14 protein-coding genes and 1 tRNA gene are annotated in these 16,101 nt (G+C 48.2%); 2 read left to right on the top strand and 13 right to left on the bottom strand.

All coding sequences use genetic code 11. The features are described 5' to 3' along the window. Positions 1-19: 19 nt before the first annotated feature. Together gldE and POREN0001_RS08910 are read left to right on the top strand one after the other, a co-directional pair. A complete protein-coding gene (gldE, locus tag POREN0001_RS00330; protein ID WP_004332260.1) occupies positions 20-1,327 on the top strand; it encodes a gliding motility-associated protein GldE in 1,308 nt (435 codons plus the stop codon). Then, entirely contained in the window at positions 1,324-1,890 is a 567-nt protein-coding gene (locus tag POREN0001_RS08910; RefSeq protein ID WP_004332190.1) for a 4'-phosphopantetheinyl transferase family protein, read from the top strand. Before gldE ends, POREN0001_RS08910 begins: the two co-directional genes overlap by 4 nt. Before the next feature lie 8 nt (positions 1,891-1,898). Here POREN0001_RS08910 and ribD read toward each other — a convergent pair whose 3' ends face one another. The 13 genes from ribD to POREN0001_RS00265 all read right to left on the bottom strand — a co-directional run bounded on the left by ribD (position 1,899) and on the right by POREN0001_RS00265 (position 16,083). After that, positions 1,899-2,927, bottom strand: a complete 1,029-nt coding sequence (gene ribD / locus POREN0001_RS00320; protein WP_004331997.1) for a bifunctional diaminohydroxyphosphoribosylaminopyrimidine deaminase/5-amino-6-(5-phosphoribosylamino)uracil reductase RibD — start codon at positions 2,925-2,927, stop codon at positions 1,899-1,901. Continuing rightward, the gene (locus tag POREN0001_RS00315) at positions 2,924-4,252 is read right to left on the bottom strand and encodes a DUF2851 family protein (RefSeq protein ID WP_004332121.1); all 1,329 of its coding nucleotides are present in this window, start codon (positions 4,250-4,252) and stop codon (positions 2,924-2,926) included. The genes ribD and POREN0001_RS00315 overlap by 4 nt, the downstream gene beginning before the upstream one ends. A gap of 26 nt (positions 4,253-4,278) precedes the next feature. Then, the gene (locus POREN0001_RS00310) at positions 4,279-5,373 is read right to left on the bottom strand and encodes a mannose-1-phosphate guanylyltransferase (RefSeq protein WP_004332140.1); all 1,095 of its coding nucleotides are present in this window, start codon (positions 5,371-5,373) and stop codon (positions 4,279-4,281) included. Positions 5,374-5,511: 138 nt separating this feature from the next. Then, complete coding sequence (locus POREN0001_RS08905) at positions 5,512-6,210, bottom strand: TatD family hydrolase (protein ID WP_083797809.1); 699 nt, start codon at positions 6,208-6,210, stop codon at positions 5,512-5,514. Between the two features lie 18 nt (positions 6,211-6,228). Then, positions 6,229-6,480, bottom strand: a complete 252-nt coding sequence (gene yidD / locus POREN0001_RS09195; protein WP_004332049.1) for a membrane protein insertion efficiency factor YidD — start codon at positions 6,478-6,480, stop codon at positions 6,229-6,231. After that, entirely contained in the window at positions 6,470-6,880 is a 411-nt protein-coding gene (locus POREN0001_RS00300; RefSeq protein ID WP_040579866.1) for a ribonuclease P protein component, read from the bottom strand. Before POREN0001_RS00300 ends, yidD begins: the two co-directional genes overlap by 11 nt. Beyond that, positions 6,870-7,625 (bottom strand): uroporphyrinogen-III synthase, encoded by a 756-nt coding sequence (locus POREN0001_RS00295; protein ID WP_004332184.1) that lies wholly within the window; start codon positions 7,623-7,625, stop codon positions 6,870-6,872. Before POREN0001_RS00295 ends, POREN0001_RS00300 begins: the two co-directional genes overlap by 11 nt. A 29-nt stretch (positions 7,626-7,654) precedes the next feature. Continuing rightward, positions 7,655-8,320: a DUF4271 domain-containing protein gene (locus tag POREN0001_RS08900; protein WP_169307824.1), complete on the bottom strand. Its 666-nt coding sequence runs from the start codon at positions 8,318-8,320 to the stop codon at positions 7,655-7,657. 215 nt (positions 8,321-8,535) lie between these two features. Next, positions 8,536-8,608: transfer RNA gene (locus tag POREN0001_RS00285), tRNA-Phe, on the bottom strand. A gap of 186 nt (positions 8,609-8,794) precedes the next feature. Then, complete coding sequence (gene hflX / locus POREN0001_RS00280) at positions 8,795-10,036, bottom strand: GTPase HflX (RefSeq protein WP_004332088.1); 1,242 nt, start codon at positions 10,034-10,036, stop codon at positions 8,795-8,797. A gap of 11 nt (positions 10,037-10,047) precedes the next feature. Next, positions 10,048-12,555 carry a TonB-dependent receptor gene (locus tag POREN0001_RS00275; protein ID WP_004332145.1) on the bottom strand — a complete coding sequence of 836 codons (2,508 nt, stop codon included), beginning with the start codon at positions 12,553-12,555 and terminating at the stop codon, positions 10,048-10,050. A gap of 250 nt (positions 12,556-12,805) precedes the next feature. Continuing rightward, positions 12,806-13,549 (bottom strand): tyrosine-protein phosphatase, encoded by a 744-nt coding sequence (locus POREN0001_RS00270; protein ID WP_004331989.1) that lies wholly within the window; start codon positions 13,547-13,549, stop codon positions 12,806-12,808. 29 nt (positions 13,550-13,578) lie between these two features. Continuing rightward, positions 13,579-16,083, bottom strand: coding sequence for a GumC family protein (locus POREN0001_RS00265; protein ID WP_004332033.1), 2,505 nt, complete (start codon positions 16,081-16,083; stop codon positions 13,579-13,581). Positions 16,084-16,101 lie beyond the last annotated feature (18 nt).

Genomic DNA, 16,101 nt, shown 5'->3' with positions numbered 1-16,101 from the left:
CTTTATTCTCTAGCTCAAGATGGATAGCCTTTTCTCCGGTATTATCGTTTATCCCTTTGGCTGGCAGGCCGCCATCACCTTGGGGATTATCCTACTCCTCATCGTCCTATCGGGGTACATGTCTTCTTCCGAAGTTTCGTTTTTCTCGCTATCGCCACAGGATATTCACCTCATCCGCGAATCGAAAGCACCCCACGACCAAAAACTTCTCGCCCTACTTGAGAACTCCGAAAAACTCCTTGCCACCATCCTAATTGGCAATAATATTGTCAACATCGGCATTGTGCTTTCGTCGAACTACCTCGTACACCTTCTCTTCGATTTTGGCATCAACAGCGTACTTAGCTTTGTACTTCAGACCATCGTACTCACCTTTGTACTCCTGCTCTTCTGCGAGATTATTCCCAAGGTATATGCCCAGCAGCATCCGCTCACGTTCAGCCGTTTTTCGGCGCACATCATGCAACCCCTGGTGAAGGTTCTCTCCCCATTTACCATACCTCTTGTGAAGACCTCTTCTATACTCGAGCGGAGAGGGAAAAAACACTACGAGCTATCCGTAGACGATCTCTCACGAGCCGTAGAACTTACCGAGGGGAAAAACGAGACGCAAAGCAAACTCATTGGTGAGATTATTAAGTTCCACGACAAGACGGCGGACGAGATTATGGTGCCGCGTGTAGACATGGTAATGATTGACTACCAATGGGATTTTGCGACCACACTACGCTTTGTACTGGATGCCGGCTACTCTCGAATCCCCGTTTTCTTGGGAACGCAAGATGTGATCAAAGGGATCCTTTACATCAAAGACTGCCTACCCTACACCACCGCCGGATCCGACTTCGATTGGCATACCCTGATACGCCCTGCCAACTTTGTACCCGAAAATAAAAAGATAGACGATCTGCTTGAGGAGTTCCGCTCCGAGCATCGGCATATCTCCATTGTCGTAGACGAATATGGAGGCACCTCAGGATTAATTACTCTTGAGGATATTTTGGAAGAAATTGTAGGCGAAATCACCGACGAGTACGACGAAGACGAGCTACCCTACACTCGCCTAGCCGATGGCTCCTTTTTATTTGAAGGGAAAACTCAGATTAACGACTTCTGTCGCTACCTATCCCTAGAAGACTCTCTTTTCGAGCCCTTAACCCAAGAGATTGATACCCTAGGCGGTGTCTTTTTGGAGCTGAAACAGGAGTTGCCCCGTGTGGGAGCCTTTGTTACCTATCGGGGCTATCGCTTTGAAATCACCAAAGTAGAAAAGCATCGAATCATGCAAATGCGTGTGATTCCGCCCGCTACCGCCTCCGCCTCATGATACAACCTCTCGTTGTACATATTAGTAGGCTTCTAGGGCTATCCTCCGTGCCATCACGCTTTAGTCGTGAGCAACAACGCCAAGCATCTCAACGTCTTCTCCAGCTACTCTACCCCCATAACAGCCTCGCACATTCGGCAGACGGTGCCCCACTGCTCCAAGGGCATAGTATTCAACTCTCTCTTAGTCACTCGGGAGATTACCTAGCTCTCCTTACAGCTCCCCCCCAATGGCGTGTGGGCATTGACCTAGAAACCGATTTTTCGCGTCCTCTTCGTCTTGCGGCTCGCTTCTTATCCCAAGAAGAACTCTCTCTGCTCTCCACACTCCCCCCTAATGAGCAATCGCGCTATGCGCTAGCGGCTTGGTGCGCTCGCGAGGCGGTCTACAAAGCCATCCCCAACGCCTCTGCGGACTTTCGCCGGCACTACACCCTCTCTCATTATCCTCATCGCCCCGTTATTTCTTACCATCCCTCGGGCAAGGAGCCGCTCCAAATACCCCTTCACTTTTACCGGCATCAAGAGTATTTGCTCGCCTATTGCGCTCTATTCAGAGGGTAAATTGAGGTTTAGTCTAGTAGAGAGCATCGTGTATCTCCCGAGAAAATGGGAGCCGCAACGCCCTCATACAGCAAACGAGGGCTGACCTCCCGATCCACCGCATCGTAGAGACCACTATCGAGGAAAGCTTGTAGCGTTTGAGCTCCCCCCTCCACAAGAAGGGATTGGATCTTGCGAGAGGCGAGTGTCTCCAGCAGACTTGCAATAAAATGCTCGCTGCGCTCTATGGCGATGCAATTCTCGGGCAGAGGCTGAGAGCGAAATGCTGAGGGAGAGACAATAAACCAGGGTTTAGAGGTACTATTTTGATTGACTTTATAGGCTTGATGGCACAGCACGCCCTCACTATCTAGTACAACGGGCTGGGGAGAGGTACCCCACCAAAAACGATTGGTCAGGGAGGGATTGTCTAGCTGTATAGTACGCCGACCCACCAAAATAGCATCGTGGCAATGGCGCAAATAGTGGACATAACGCTGCCTGATGGGGGAACTAAAAACCTCGGGACGTTGGGAAGCATCCTCTCGTACCCTATCGATAAAGCCATCACGGCTCTGCGCCCATTTGAGCGTGACCCAAGGTCTATTTTTTTCTACAGCTGTGAGGAAAAAGCGATTGAGCCATCGAGCCTCCTCTTCCAGCACACCCACTTCTACCTCCACACCTTTGCTGCGAAGGAGCGCAATACCCCGACCTGCCACCTCTGGGAAGGGATCTTGCATAGCCACCACTACGCGAGGTACCCTCTTCTGCAAGACGAGTTCGGCACAAGGGGGTGTTTTCCCATAGTGCGAGCAGGGCTCAAGACTAACATACAGGGTGCTTTGGGCAATCCACTTCTCATCTTCGGGGCGTACCGATGCAAAGCAATTTACCTCAGCATGAGGCTCTCCGGCTCTGTGGTGATAGCCCTCCCCTACAATCCTATCTTGATGCACAAGAATAGCCCCCACAAGCGGATTGGGAGAGGTGTAACCCGTAGCTAGAGCTGCCAAATCGAGGCAGCGTTGCATATAAAGAGTATCGTTTGCGGTCATAATGTAGCGGAGTGAGAGAACAACTTTCGCCCTAGGGGGCAGAGGTAACAGGAGCGATGCGAACAGAGGCTCTCCCACAACTCCAAAGCAGCTTGGCTATGGGCAGCGTGCTCCTGCGGCAACTTGATAGCGGCAAATCTATTAGTAATACTATTTTTCTCGGGCTTTAGTTTTGAAGCTCTCGCCCAAGCCTCTTCGAGGGCTTCGGCAGAGGGCTCTACCCCATGGGCATACGCATCAAGAAGAGGAAAGGGAATAAGTACATTGAGAAAGAGAGAGTCTATCGTACTTGTAGATAGAGACGCGAGGGCTTTCTCCGCTTCGGCTCCAAAAGTATAGTGGAGTTGCCAGTAATCCGATGGGGGAACATCCAAAAGTTGCTGCAACTCGTGGGTATTAGTAATCCTCATCAATTCGCTCTCTAATAGGGGGTAGCGGTGACGAAGTGCTGCCATATAAGCCAATCGCCTATGGGGGAAAGCGGAGGGACGAAGACGGAGCAAACGCACCTCCCCTCGGGGGATGGGGGTTAATTGGTACTTAGTGTGAAGGAAGCGATAACGCTCAGCGAGATCCTCCTGATAACTATCCATGGGAGCCCCCTCTAGCAAGGCAGCCTGCCCCAAATAGAGAGCCTCCAACATGGGTAGCCGATCTGTATGCTTTCGAATAACCCTCAAAGGGAGAGAACGAGCCACCTGCTCAAAGGCCTCATTATTAACGCGGCTCCCTAAGTAACGCAGCAAGAGAAGATGCAACACAGAGCCTAAATCGCTACCAGACGTTTCGTAGAGGGAAATAAATCGCTGGGCTTTTGCAATAATCCTCTTGGCAAAAAGAGATTGGCTCCAAGAGTGCCACGAGATGGGGAGAGGGTCTAACTCTCGCTCACTGCAGGGTATAGCCCCTTGGTGTTGCAGATAGTCCTCTGCACGCTGCAGGTCTATCGGGCGGAGATCCATCACGCACGTAAATAGGGGAGCCCCCGTCAATCGGCTGTAAATAGGCAGGTCATTCTCCACAACAACGTGCAGGATGGTACTATCGTAAGCAGGGTCTAAATGATGTTTATGCTTGAGCCATTCCGAAGCCTTTCGGTGCACTTCTACATTGCCCGCCCATACAATGGAGCCTATACGCAACCTAGCATTGAAAAAATCGGGGCCACCATCTAAATTGATCTCCCCGGGGTAAAGTACCTCTATGGCACTAGAAGAATCAGCCTCGCTCGGCTCTATATGATAAAAATGCAACGAGTGGTAAAAACGCCTTAGCCAAGCAGTTTGTAGTACAACTTCGCCACCATCGCCTTTACCACCCGCCATATTCGGTAAGAAAAAGAGGGAAAGATTTAGATGTATTCTTTGCCAAATTGCAATTCGGCCTCAGCCATCATGCCCTTTACACGTTGCTCTTCGCTTCGCTTGCATATGAGGAGGACATTGTCATGCTCTGCCACAATGCAATCTGAGACACTCCGCATCACCACGATGCGAGAAGGGTCGGAGAGGCTAACCACATTACCCGAAGCCTCTTGGAATATGCAGCGAGTACCCAAGGCGGCATTGCCGGCTTCATCCTTCTCGGCATGCTCATAAACGGCACCCCAAGTCCCTAAGTCGGCCCATCCAAAGTCACTAGGCAAAACGAGTACATTTTGCGCCTTTTCCATTACGGCATAGTCTATTGAGATACTAGGGCAACAAGGGAATGCCTCTCGGATAAAAGCGGACTCTCCACTCGTACCATAGACCTCTGCCCCGGCACCTAGCACCTCTGCCACTTCGCCGGCGTGCTCCTCAATTGCCGCGAGGATAGCCGATACATTCCAAGCGAACATACCACTATTCCACAAGAAATCTCCACTCTTGACAAAGAGTTCTGCCATCTCACGATCGGGCTTTTCGGTAAAGACCTTCACACGCAAGAAGCCTCCACTTAAGTCGTGGCTCTTCTCTGGATCCATCTGGATGTAGCCATATCCGGTTTCGGGACGGGACGCCATAATGCCCAACGTCACCAAACTATCATGGTCGGCTACGTACTCTAAGGCCTTTGTTGCGAACTCCGCAAATTGAGCTTCTTGGAGTATTATATGGTCAGAGGGGGTGACAAAAATAGAAGCATCCGGGCATTTCGAGCGGATGTGATAGGCGGCGTAGGCAATACAAGGTGCCGTATTACGCCGTATGGGTTCTGCCAAGATCTGATCGGGGAGAAGCTCCGGCAACTGCCTAAGCGTCTCCTCTACATATACTTCGTTTGTGACTATTAGGATATTCTCTTTTGGGACGAATTGACTCATTCGTCGGAAGGTCTGCTGCAAAAGAGACTCGCCTGTCCCAAAAAAATCAAGGAATTGCTTTGGTTTGTTTTCACGGCTAACGGGCCAAAAGCGGCTCCCTACACCGCCACCCATAATAACGCAATAGAATTTGCTGTTCATCGCAACTTACTTCGTCTATTTATGTAGCACAAAGATAACCCTTATTGCACAACTCAAGTCCGCTTGCACGAAGATTTATTAGGACATTCTCCACCAAAACTCTGCAAGGCACTCTAAATCTGCCCCGAAGACACGTATTTAGGAAAGTTTTTCGACTCTAAAAAGCTGATGGGCAATACCCGTAAGTCTATCGCGTAGCAAACTGAGGTCGATCTCCAAATCCTCTGCAACAGCTTGATAAATAGATGCAATGGGGAGAGAAGAATCGTCGGTCTCGAGAAGCAATCGCCCCGCCTTCCAGGCCTCGCATAGGGATTCTCTATTGTAGTAGCGGCCCAAAGAGAGCCAGACACCTAGGTGAAGTAATCTTTGCGCTAGGGGAGCTTTTCCTCGGAATCCATGTACAATTAGAGGAACTGTAGGGCGCGATCGGTGGATAAAATACTCGAGTTCTTGCCACCGCTTAACCACGTGCAAAATCATGGGTAGCCTATTCTCTTCGGCAATCTGCCACTGAGCCTCTACGAGCTGCTGCTGGTAATCCATCGCGGCTGACGAGAGGGCATCCCATCCAGCCTCTCCCACGGCTACAATTCTGCCCTCTTGGGCTAACTTATTCAACTGCCCCAGCGCCACTTCCACAGGGGGAGAAGAAACTTCCTTAGGCAAGGACCAAGGGTGTAGTCCCACAGAGAGGTAGGGACAATCGGCAATAGGAGGCACTTCTTCTCGCAAAAGATCACAGCTACAAAGCGAAAAACTCCCCCTTTGGTGGGAGTGAAAATCCCAGAAATCCATCGGAGGAGTTGATTGTATTAAGCCTGAAGAATGTTCCATAGTAGTAGAGAATCCCCTTTAAGGTACCGGATCATACCCACTTCCGCCCCACGGATTGCACCTCAAGATACGCCAAATTGCCAACCACGCGCCCTTAATAGGGCCATGCTTACGAAGTGCCTCCAGGGCATACTGCGAGCAAGTGGGAGTAAATCGGCAGGAGGGAGGGAACAAGGGAGAGATAGCCCCTCTATAGAAGTGAATGGGTGCAGAAAGAAGGACTACGAGCCAACGACGCACCCCTTTTCGGAATCTGTTTTTACTGCTCATAACGTGCCACCTCTCTCTCTAAGCGACGCAATGTCTTCTGCACAGCAGCCGTCACTTGGGAGAACGAAGGGAGTTCTTTATCCAGCATTAGCAAAGCAAAATGTATGGTAAGCCCCTTGGCTTCGACCTCATTATAGAGTGGAGATTTCTGTACGCGATAAGCCTCTCGGATAAGCCGCTTTACCCTATTACGATCGACGGCATGCTTAAAACGCTTCTTGGCAACACTTATCAAGACAGAAAGAGCCGGCTCCTTCCCCTCGCTCTTGGGCGCAATACGATATACAACGCGTAGCGGATAAGCGATAAAGGATCCCGAACTTTTCTCAAAAAGACAACGAATATCGTCGCGAAGATAGAGCCGTTCGGGTTTGGTCAAGCCCGACGCCTTACTCGGCATGCTCGCTGAGATACTTCTCTAGAGCAACGACCATACTGGGGCATTCGGGGGTGGGAGCGGTAAAATCAACGCGTATTCCACGCTCCTTTAGAGACTCTGTAGTGAGACTCCCAAAAGAGCCAACCACCCTGTCTCCCTGCTCAAAATCGGGATAAAGCTCCTTCACAGAGCGAATCCCGTAAGGGCTGAAAAAGAGAATAATATCGTGATCTATGGGGAGAGGTTCCTCGAAGTCTCGAGTGACCGTACGATACATTACTGCACTATGGAAGGTTATTTTCTTCTCGGTAAGCTTATCAAAAAGCTCCTGACCATGATCCTCTGCCACCGGCACAAAGTATGTCTCTTTGGCATGCTTCCCTATCACCGTGAGCATATCGGCTAGGGAGAAGCTATTGGGAGCATAGAATACTTTGCGTTTACGATACACAATATACTTTTGGAGGTAGAGGGCTACAGCCTCACTCTGGCAAAAGTATTTCATTCCCTCGGGTATGGTGAGCCGAAGTTCCTTAGTCAGTGCAAAAAAATTATCTATTGCGCTCTTCGAAGTAAAGATAATCGCACTATGCCCCAAAATATCCACGCGCTGACGACGAAACTCTGCCGCCTCCACGGGTACTACCTTGATGAGCTGACGAAACTCTACTTCGTAGCCGTACTTCTCTGCGATTGAAAAATAAGGAGAGTGCCCAGAGACGGGCATAGGTTGCGAAATCAAGATCTTTTTTGTTGGTGCAGCCATCTCGCTTGTGTCTATTCGTATAGTGAATACTATCCTCGCAACAGCGCCCAAAACAATAGTACGAAGGGCACTATTTCGTGGGCACAAAGGTACAAAGAAAGTAGCATATAAGAAACACCTTGCGCACGTAGAAGCGGCAAAGTACGACGTAATAACAGCAATCTCCAAAGCAAAAAAGCTCCTAGAGAAAGCCATGCTCCGACCATAAAAGTATCTTCACGGAGCTCCAATATAATGGCAATGTAGAGAGGCAAAGACCAAATCCACTCCAAAAGGGCATAACCACTAGCCCACTCTTCGTAAACTCGTGGCTGAAGATAGACCCAACCTAGGAAGCGATAGAGAATGCGCCGCCCCCAAAAGAAAAGAAGGAGAGCCCCCAAAATCCCTAAATACCCCACCACCATATAAAAGGGGCCTTTCTCAAGCCAAAAGCCCTCTCTATCAAGATAAATAAAGGAAGTAAGAGCCAAAAGCATAGCAGAGAGCACACGCCCTACCACACGAAAAAACCAACAAGGGATATTACGATGCACCTGAACGAAGAAAAGCTGCTCGCGTTGGTAAATAATTGCCTCCATCACCAAACGCACCAATCCGGGTACTCTATAGGCAACTATCCCCATAAGAAGGAGACCTAAAGTGAGTACAGAAAAGGCGATATCGCCCACAATCTGCCCGGACCAAAAAAGCATTCCCTGCATACCGAGGGCAAAGGTACAAACAAAAGGGGGCTCAAAGGCGTATCCCTCCCCAAGACATCTCGCTAGCAGTTCTCCCCCAAGCCCCTTGAGCAAACGCCCAAGATAAGATAGGAAGTACCATGCATAGTAGGACAGAAGAGAGTGTGTATAAAAAGAAAACCCCTACACCTTCTACGAAAGTATAGGGGAAATGAAACTAACACGAGTGGTGCCACCAGGAATCGAACCGGGGACACAAGGATTTTCAGTCCTTTGCTCTACCAACTGAGCTATGGCACCATCAGTCTTTTAAGAAGAACCCTTTCTCTCAAAGGACATACCCTCCTTAAAACCGGTCACAAAGGTACGAATAGTTTTGAAATAAACAACACCCTAGGCAAAAAACTTATACAAAATCTTCTTCTCCCCCGTCTCCATCCTGTCCACACGTACATATATAAGACTGAATTCTAGGAGATTATAGAATCAATTATCCACAAGCCCCTCCTCCGAGAAGGCTTCGTTATAATCTTGAAATAGGAAGTCGTTGTAGGGATAACGCTTGATATGGATCTCTCGCACCTTATCATAAAGGAGAGCTCGCAACCCCTCAATTCCATCTCCCGTATGGGCAGAGACGAACAAACAATTTTGTCCCATCTTTGCCATCCAAGAGCGTTCTAACTCCTCTCGACTGTAGTTTTCTCGGCTTTTTGGGGTAAGGTCGTCCTCTTCTTTCGGAGTGAACGTAAAGGCATCAATCTTGTTGAAGATCAGAAGAGTTGGCTTATTCTCATTACCCAAAATCTCTCGCAAAGTAGCCTCTACCACAGCTATTTGAGACTCAAAGTCAGGATGCGACAAATCCACGACATGGAGCAATAGGTCGGCCTCTCGCACCTCGTCCAACGTACTTTTGAAGCTCTCAATTAGCTCCGTGGGGAGCTTTCGGATAAACCCCACCGTATCACTCATTAAAAAGGGGAGGTTGTGCAGGATTACTTTTCGTACCGTGGTATCTAATGTGGCAAAGAGTTTATTCTCGGCAAATACTTCGCTTTTGGAGAGCATGTTCATCAGGGTCGACTTCCCCACATTAGTATAGCCCACCAGAGCTACTCGCACCATCTTCCCTCGATTCTTCCTCTGTACACTTTTCTGTTTGTCTATACGTACAAGCTCTTCTTTGAGACGGCTTATCTTGTCTAAGATGATCCGCTTATCGGTCTCTAGCTGTGTCTCCCCGGGGCCGCGCATCCCAACGCCCCCGCGCTGCCGCTCAAGGTGCGTCCAAAGACGCGTAAGACGAGGGAGCATATAGCGGTATTGAGCGAGTTCCACCTGCGTTTTGGCATGTGCCGTTTGTACCCTTGTGGCAAAAATATCGAGGATAAGGCTGGTACGATCGAGGATGCGTACTCGTAACACCTCTTCTATACAGCGAAGTTGCTTAGGGCTCAGTTCGTCGTCGAAGATGGCCAGTCCTATTTCATTCTCTTGTATGTAGGAGGCAATTTCTTCGAGTTTCCCTTTTCCCACAAAGGTGGCAGAGTTGGGCATATCAAGACGTTGTACAAAACTCTTGACCGGAGAGATACCTGCCGTAGTGGAGAGGAATGCAAGCTCATCTAGGTAGTCTTGCACCTGACGCTCGGTTACTTTCGGTGTAATAAGCCCCACGAGTACAGCACGCTCAGAAGAGGTCTCGGTAAGTATAAATTCTTTCATTAAACAGAAGTTCAGAAGTCGATACGGAGGCGAGCATTGAGCTGCCTACGTGTAAGGTAATTGGGTACGGCAAATTGTTGATGAAAGGCATCCGTAACCCAATAGAACCCACTTACGTTGGTATTATCGAGGAGGTTGAAGCACTCAAGACTGAGGTCTACTGCCGAGAAAAGCTTCCAAAAAGAACTTTTGGCTCGCACTGTATCTGTTGAGCGATCAAAGAACCTATATATAAGCCCGAGGTCTACACGTTTGTAGGAGGAACCGATAAAAGCCGGGGGTAGGAACTCCTCCGTGGGGCGGAACTGAGGTAATCCGCCTGAGAGCACCCCACGCAAACTCAAACGGATGCGCTTGTAGCCCGGGAAATAATCTTGGAAAAACAGGGATACGTTGTAGCTAGGCGCATTGGGTAGAGGCATCTCGCCGATACCGGGTATACGCTGCTTACTCGTCAGTAGAGAGGCTGTGAGCCACGAGTCTACATCGGGAACAAATTGTCCAAAGAGCTTCAGATCAATCCCAGCCACATACCCCGATCCCGTGTTAGTACCCAAGTAGCGTACCTTCACATTGTCCACTCGATAGGGATTAAGGTGGTACAGATACTTATAATATAGCTCGGTAGTAAAACGGAAGTTGCGCCCATCTAATTGGAAGTTGTAGTCTCCTCCCAAGAGCACATGCAGGGAGCCTTGTGATCGAATCTGCTTATTCAGTACGACAATATTATTATTCTCTTGGTCTCGCTGTGAGGTGCGAATCTCTTTATAGAAGGGGGCTTGATAGTACAAACCAGTAGCAAATCGCAGGGTAAGAGCCTTCTGACGAGTCGGGGTAAAGGCAGCAACAAAACGCGGACTCGCGATAAACTCCTTGTTAAATCCCCAATAAGAGGCACGAATCCCAGGGTAGAGAGACAGCTCGCCCTGAGGCAGTTCGAGTGAAAATTGATCTACAAGATAAGCAGATAGCCGGTAGCTACGGAGGTGATTTTGGGAGTAGAGGTTGTGCAACATCTCTATCCGGTCGCTATGGTGGGGTACGTTATATCCGGCGGAGTCGCGTCTCGTCCACTCGCTGATAAAGTCGTTTACATCCTCAAGTCGGGCACTCAGACCTCCTTTGAGTAGGTGCCCCTGTTTCAGTTGTAGCAGGTTACTATAAGAGAGTGTAGCCAGCGTGTAGCGCAAGCGATTGCGAGCATGCTCCATATTGGTCCCTGTTGCCAGGGCACTCAAGTTGTCACTTACGTTGGGTTGCTTACTATCCCCCTCCTTAGCATTATCTAGGAAATAGGAGCCATCTATGTCGTAGGTCTCCATTTCTCGACTGTTGTAAAAATGCACACTCACTACATGACGTTGCTCCGATGAGGGAGTATAAGTGGCACTGAAGGCCCCAAAAAGAGAAACAAAGCGGTCGCGCTCCTGCCCCTCAAAGTATACCTTTAGTTTTTTTATGTCGGATAAGGTACCAAAACTCGTCTCTCTGGTCTGAGGCTTAAATTGATAATGTGTGAGAGAAACATTCCCCAAGAAGCTGAGCGACCAGCGGTCATTCAACCGCCCTACGATATAGCTTTGGGCATCGAAGTAGAGAGGTTCGTATTCTCCCTTCGTATCAAGAGAACCCAGCAGAGTGCGTCCATCCTTGAATCTTAAGCCTGTAATCTGACTCAACTTCTTCCCCCGCGAACCGATATATACCTGATCGCCCTGCAAGCCGACCTCTACCGAACCTTCGAACTCCTTAGGCGTTTTGTAACGGATATCAAGCACGGAAGACATTTTATCCCCATACTCCGCCGTGTAGCCTCCTGCAGAAAAGTTAACCGCCTGAGTCATCTCAGGGTGAACAAAGCTCAAACCCTCTTGCTGAGCCGTGCGGACAAGTAGGGGACGCGGGATCTCTATGCCATTTACATAGACCATGTTTTCGTCGTAATTCCCCCCTCGTACCGAGTATTGCGCACTCAGTTCGTTGTTTTGCGTCACTCCGGCATAAGTCCCAACAAGGGATTCTACTCCGGTGGAGGGACCTACCGCTACACGGATATTTTCCGCGGCTATGGTGCTCATATTCTGCTGTTTTTTGGAGGGAGCAGCCACAACTACTGTAGATAGTTCAGTAGAAGCATCGGGCAATGTCACATTGAGCCGAAGGTCTTGAGTAATACCTTTTGGGAAACTCTTGGTTACAGAGCGATAACCTATACAGCTAAACTCTAGAGCTATAGAGTCCGTTGTAGGCGTGAGTGCAAGCGAATAAGCCCCTTTGAGATTGGTCGCAGTCCCTATTGCTTTGCCTGCAACCTTTACAGAAGCTAACTCTATGGGTTTATCCTCACGGTCTATTACGTATCCATATACCTTGATGCGTTGCTGCGACCATGCCCCTCCCACCGTAAGACAAAGGAGAAGTAGACCTATCCAAATACGGTACATTAGCTCTTTCATTGCCCACAAAGATAGATAATTGTAAGGATAAGAAGGACGAACAACTCTCAGCGACTTCATATTTTTCCTCTGCCCTGTTTCAAGAAAAATCCTGCCCTAGAGAAATTCTTTCTTTAGGCAAAAAGTAATCGAATTCTGCCCTACAATCAAAAGAAAACCAGCGATACTTCTGGAGACAAACATCAAGACTTTCGGGAAGAGACTCCCCAAGTAAACAAAAAAATACCGAGCAATTTTGAGATTACTCGGCAGTTCATTCTTGGAAGTTATCGGATGGAGACAATATGCTACTAGTGAGAAAGGGTGTAAACTATGCCTTAGAAGCAAGGAGCGACCTATTATTTTCCATTAAGGTAGCAAGGTGGGATTCAAACCGCCGAGGCAACATGGACTGCTCAATTACCTTATTGAACTTCTCCTTTCGATGCGTATCCGTCCCCACAAAATCATAAAAACCGGAGAGCAACATCTGCCGAGCACGCTTCTGCACTGCCTCCCCATACATGCCCGTAAGGGAGAATAGATTGAGCTGGAATGAGACACCCAAATCTTTGAGAGCTTCGTACTCCTCAGTAGTAAAATAGAGATAACGCTCCGGATGTGCAAGGAGAGGCTTTGCCCCTGAAGAGCGGATGGAACGAATGGAATTGGGATAATCCATCGGAGCTCCGGCAAAGGAAAACTCAAAAAGGAGGTAACGAGAGTCTCCTAATGTGAGCAAAGGCTCATCGAGATGTGCCTCAAACTGATTGTCTACCATATACTCTGCCGCCAAGCTAATCGGCACCTGAGGCATGGCAAGATCTGCTAAAAAAGCATCGAAATGCTCCCGTAAAGTGATGGCGTTATTCTGGGGATAGCGGCTATAAATGTGCGGAGTCAATATGAAACTCTCAATCCCAACAGCTCCCATCATTTGCAATAGAGCACGAGACTCTTCCATAGAGCGAGCTCCATCATCCCCCCCGGGCAAGAGATGACAATGCACATCAACCATGCCCTTGAGCCAGCCCTCTCGTACAATATTTAACTCTCGTCTCTTCAGGAAAAACATCGTGTCGCCCTGCTACAAAGCACAACATCCTAGCTACCATAGGAGCCGTACGATCCATACCCACCATAAGATCCATATGCTCCGTAGCTACCATAGCTGCTACCTGTAGTACCACTCATGGCCCCTGCATCATTGAGTACAATTGCAGGATTGATCAGTTTCTTAGACCTATATAAAGCCTCGATTTCCAACAATAAGGGTCGTGGCAAGTGCCCTTCGCGTACTATTACCATGGTCATATCCGCTACTCGATTGGTAATAAGCGCATCGGCTACATTAACAAAGGGGATACTATCAATAAGGATATAATCGTACATTTCACGCACCTTCTCAATAAGCTGAGAGAAACGATCTCCTAGGAGCAATTCTGTGGGATTAGGAGGAACTACACCTGCAGGAAGGAAGTCAAATGGCGAACTTGCATCAATCCGAACAATCAGATCCGACAGATCCGTACTGCTTCCAAGTAAATAAGAAGAAAGCCCACCCTTGCTACGTTGGGTCATATAGCTTGCCAAAGCATCGCTAAGGCTCGCCTTACGAATATCCGCATCAATAAGGAGCACTCTATTCCCCTCTAGGGAAGCAAGGCAAGAAGAGAAGTTGGCCGAAATAAATGTCTTCCCGGACTCGGGGATAGCACTTGTAGTCATAAGCACCTTACCCTTGCTCTCTATCCCGTGAAGCATATAGGCAAGATTCGTACGAACCACTGTGAAGGCCTCACTAATAACCACGCGCTCCTTGGCATTGAAAAGAAGGATATTTTTGTATCTCTCTTTCTGACGCAAATGTCTTTTACTCTCCTTTGAACGAAAAACTTTAGGAATAATCCTATGGTGCAGAGACTGCGTTTCGTAACGAGGGATCTCTCCCAAGAATGGCAATGAGGTGTACGACTTGATGTCTTTGCATCCTCTCACCTTATTATTGATGATGAAACGAAGATAAAGGACCCCAGCCGGGAGAATCAACCCTAGTATAAAAGCGACCAAAAGAATCATGCCCTTGCGAGGTGCAACAGGGATGGAAGAACCCATTGCAGGCTGTATCAAACGAATCTCGGAGTCTGCAGCTTCCATGGCGAGGGAGTTCTTTTCTCTCGCATTAAGAAGGAACAAATAAAGCTCCTCCTTGATTTTTTGGTTTCGGTAGATTGATCCTACCGTCTTCTCTTGCATCGGCACGGAGGAGATACGCCCCTCATTAAGCCCTGCTTGCCTATTGATGCTGGCAGCTTGGACTGACAAGGATTTGATCAAATTATCCACCGACTTGACCACAGCCACATGCATGGAGGCAAGTTGCTTCTCCAATGTCTCTACCACAGGGTTTTGCGTTTCGGCATTGGCAATTAATTGGTCACGACGCAAAAGAAGGGAGTTGTATTCTCGGATTAAATTATCCGCAGAGGCTTCATTAAGCCCCACATTAGCGGGAATAAGTTCGTCCTTCGAACTAGGAGACTTTAGATAATCCTTTAGATAATTAGCCACCGCAAGTTTATTATTCACTTCGGTCATCTGCCGTGCAAATTCAGCAGTACCCGTAATATAGCTTCGAGCCTCCTGCTGGATATCGGCAATACGATTATTCTGTTTGAATTGCTCTATTTCGGTATCAACACTACCTAATTCTCCTCCAATGATAGCAAGACGCCCATCAATAAAATGCTCGGTCTTTTGAGCTACTCGCACCTTTTCCATACGCGAGTTCTCATTATAGATCTGCACGAGGGTATTGAGAAAATCTTCTGCAACTTCAGGGTTTTGATGTTGCATTGTCAAGGTGATAATAGACCCTTGTTTACTTGCGGACGAAACATTGAAAATATGAGAAAAAGAACGAATGCTTCTCTCACGAGTGTTCTTTTCTACCTCTAAAGAGAAGGAGGCTTCTGATGAAGGGAAATGCTCTGTAGCAGTAACCAACACTCGCCCCATAGGAGTATCTTGAGGGACTCCGATCTGTACTTGAGAAGTTGTACCCCTAGCTGCTTCTATAGAAGACTCCTCACAAAGAAGAGATACATGGCTAGCATCTACAGAAGAGACCTCCAATTTACAATAGACATCAGAACTATTTCCTACAAAACGTACCTCAAGAGGAGTGTCTTTATAAAGCATCTCAGTCCTTATCCCCCTGCTCTGAGAATAGGAAACATCTAGGTTAAGCCTCTCTATTACTTGGTCGATAAGAAAGTCTGTTTTTAGGATAAAGAGTTCGTTTTCCACGGCACTCCTTCCTCCTAGAGAAGTTAAGGCAGAAGACTCGAATAGCTCGCTAAGCACATTCGATGCATCCATCTTATCCTTGACCAGTATGCTAGCCTCTCGCTTATACACATTGGGAGTATGCAAGAGGTAAGCAGAAGCTCCTCCAATAGCAACACATAAAGTTATGGCAAACCAATACCAATTGGAACGTAAGATAAGCCCTATATCCGAGAGGGTGATAAACGATGCAGCCTCCACGAGAGAAGGGCGTTTGAGCTCTTGTTCTATAGATTTTGTTTCGGATTCTCTATACTCCATTGTTCGTCAAGCAAGTAT

The sequence above is a fragment of the Porphyromonas endodontalis ATCC 35406 genome (genome assembly GCF_000174815.1).
Lineage (GTDB): Bacteria > Bacteroidota > Bacteroidia > Bacteroidales > Porphyromonadaceae > Porphyromonas > Porphyromonas endodontalis.
The sequence above is the reverse complement of the archived record's forward strand: the minus strand, read 5'-3'. Positions and strand labels throughout refer to the sequence as shown.

Bases quoted from the DNA above. Each gene is read 5' to 3' on its own strand.
- POREN0001_RS00275 (WP_004332145.1), bottom strand. From the start codon at position 12,555: ATGAAGTCGCTGAGAGTTGTTCGTCCTTCTTATCCTTACAATTATCTA.
- ribD (WP_004331997.1), bottom strand. From the start codon at position 2,927: ATGACCGCAAACGATACTCTTTATATGCAACGCTGCCTCGATTTGGCA.
- POREN0001_RS08905 (WP_083797809.1), bottom strand. From the start codon at position 6,210: ATGGAACATTCTTCAGGCTTAATACAATCAACTCCTCCGATGGATTTC.
- POREN0001_RS00310 (WP_004332140.1), bottom strand. From the start codon at position 5,373: ATGAACAGCAAATTCTATTGCGTTATTATGGGTGGCGGTGTAGGGAGC.
- POREN0001_RS00315 (WP_004332121.1), bottom strand. From the start codon at position 4,252: ATGGCGGGTGGTAAAGGCGATGGTGGCGAAGTTGTACTACAAACTGCT.
- POREN0001_RS00265 (WP_004332033.1), bottom strand. From the start codon at position 16,083: ATGGAGTATAGAGAATCCGAAACAAAATCTATAGAACAAGAGCTCAAA.
- gldE (WP_004332260.1), top strand. From the start codon at position 20: ATGGATAGCCTTTTCTCCGGTATTATCGTTTATCCCTTTGGCTGGCAG.
- POREN0001_RS00295 (WP_004332184.1), bottom strand. From the start codon at position 7,625: ATGGCTGCACCAACAAAAAAGATCTTGATTTCGCAACCTATGCCCGTC.
- yidD (WP_004332049.1), bottom strand. From the start codon at position 6,480: ATGAGCAGTAAAAACAGATTCCGAAAAGGGGTGCGTCGTTGGCTCGTA.
- hflX (WP_004332088.1), bottom strand. From the start codon at position 10,036: ATGAAAGAATTTATACTTACCGAGACCTCTTCTGAGCGTGCTGTACTC.
- POREN0001_RS00270 (WP_004331989.1), bottom strand. From the start codon at position 13,549: ATGTTTTTCCTGAAGAGACGAGAGTTAAATATTGTACGAGAGGGCTGG.
- POREN0001_RS08910 (WP_004332190.1), top strand. From the start codon at position 1,324: ATGATACAACCTCTCGTTGTACATATTAGTAGGCTTCTAGGGCTATCC.
- POREN0001_RS00300 (WP_040579866.1), bottom strand. From the start codon at position 6,880: ATGCCGAGTAAGGCGTCGGGCTTGACCAAACCCGAACGGCTCTATCTT.
- POREN0001_RS08900 (WP_169307824.1), bottom strand. From the start codon at position 8,320: ATGCTTTTTTGGTCCGGGCAGATTGTGGGCGATATCGCCTTTTCTGTA.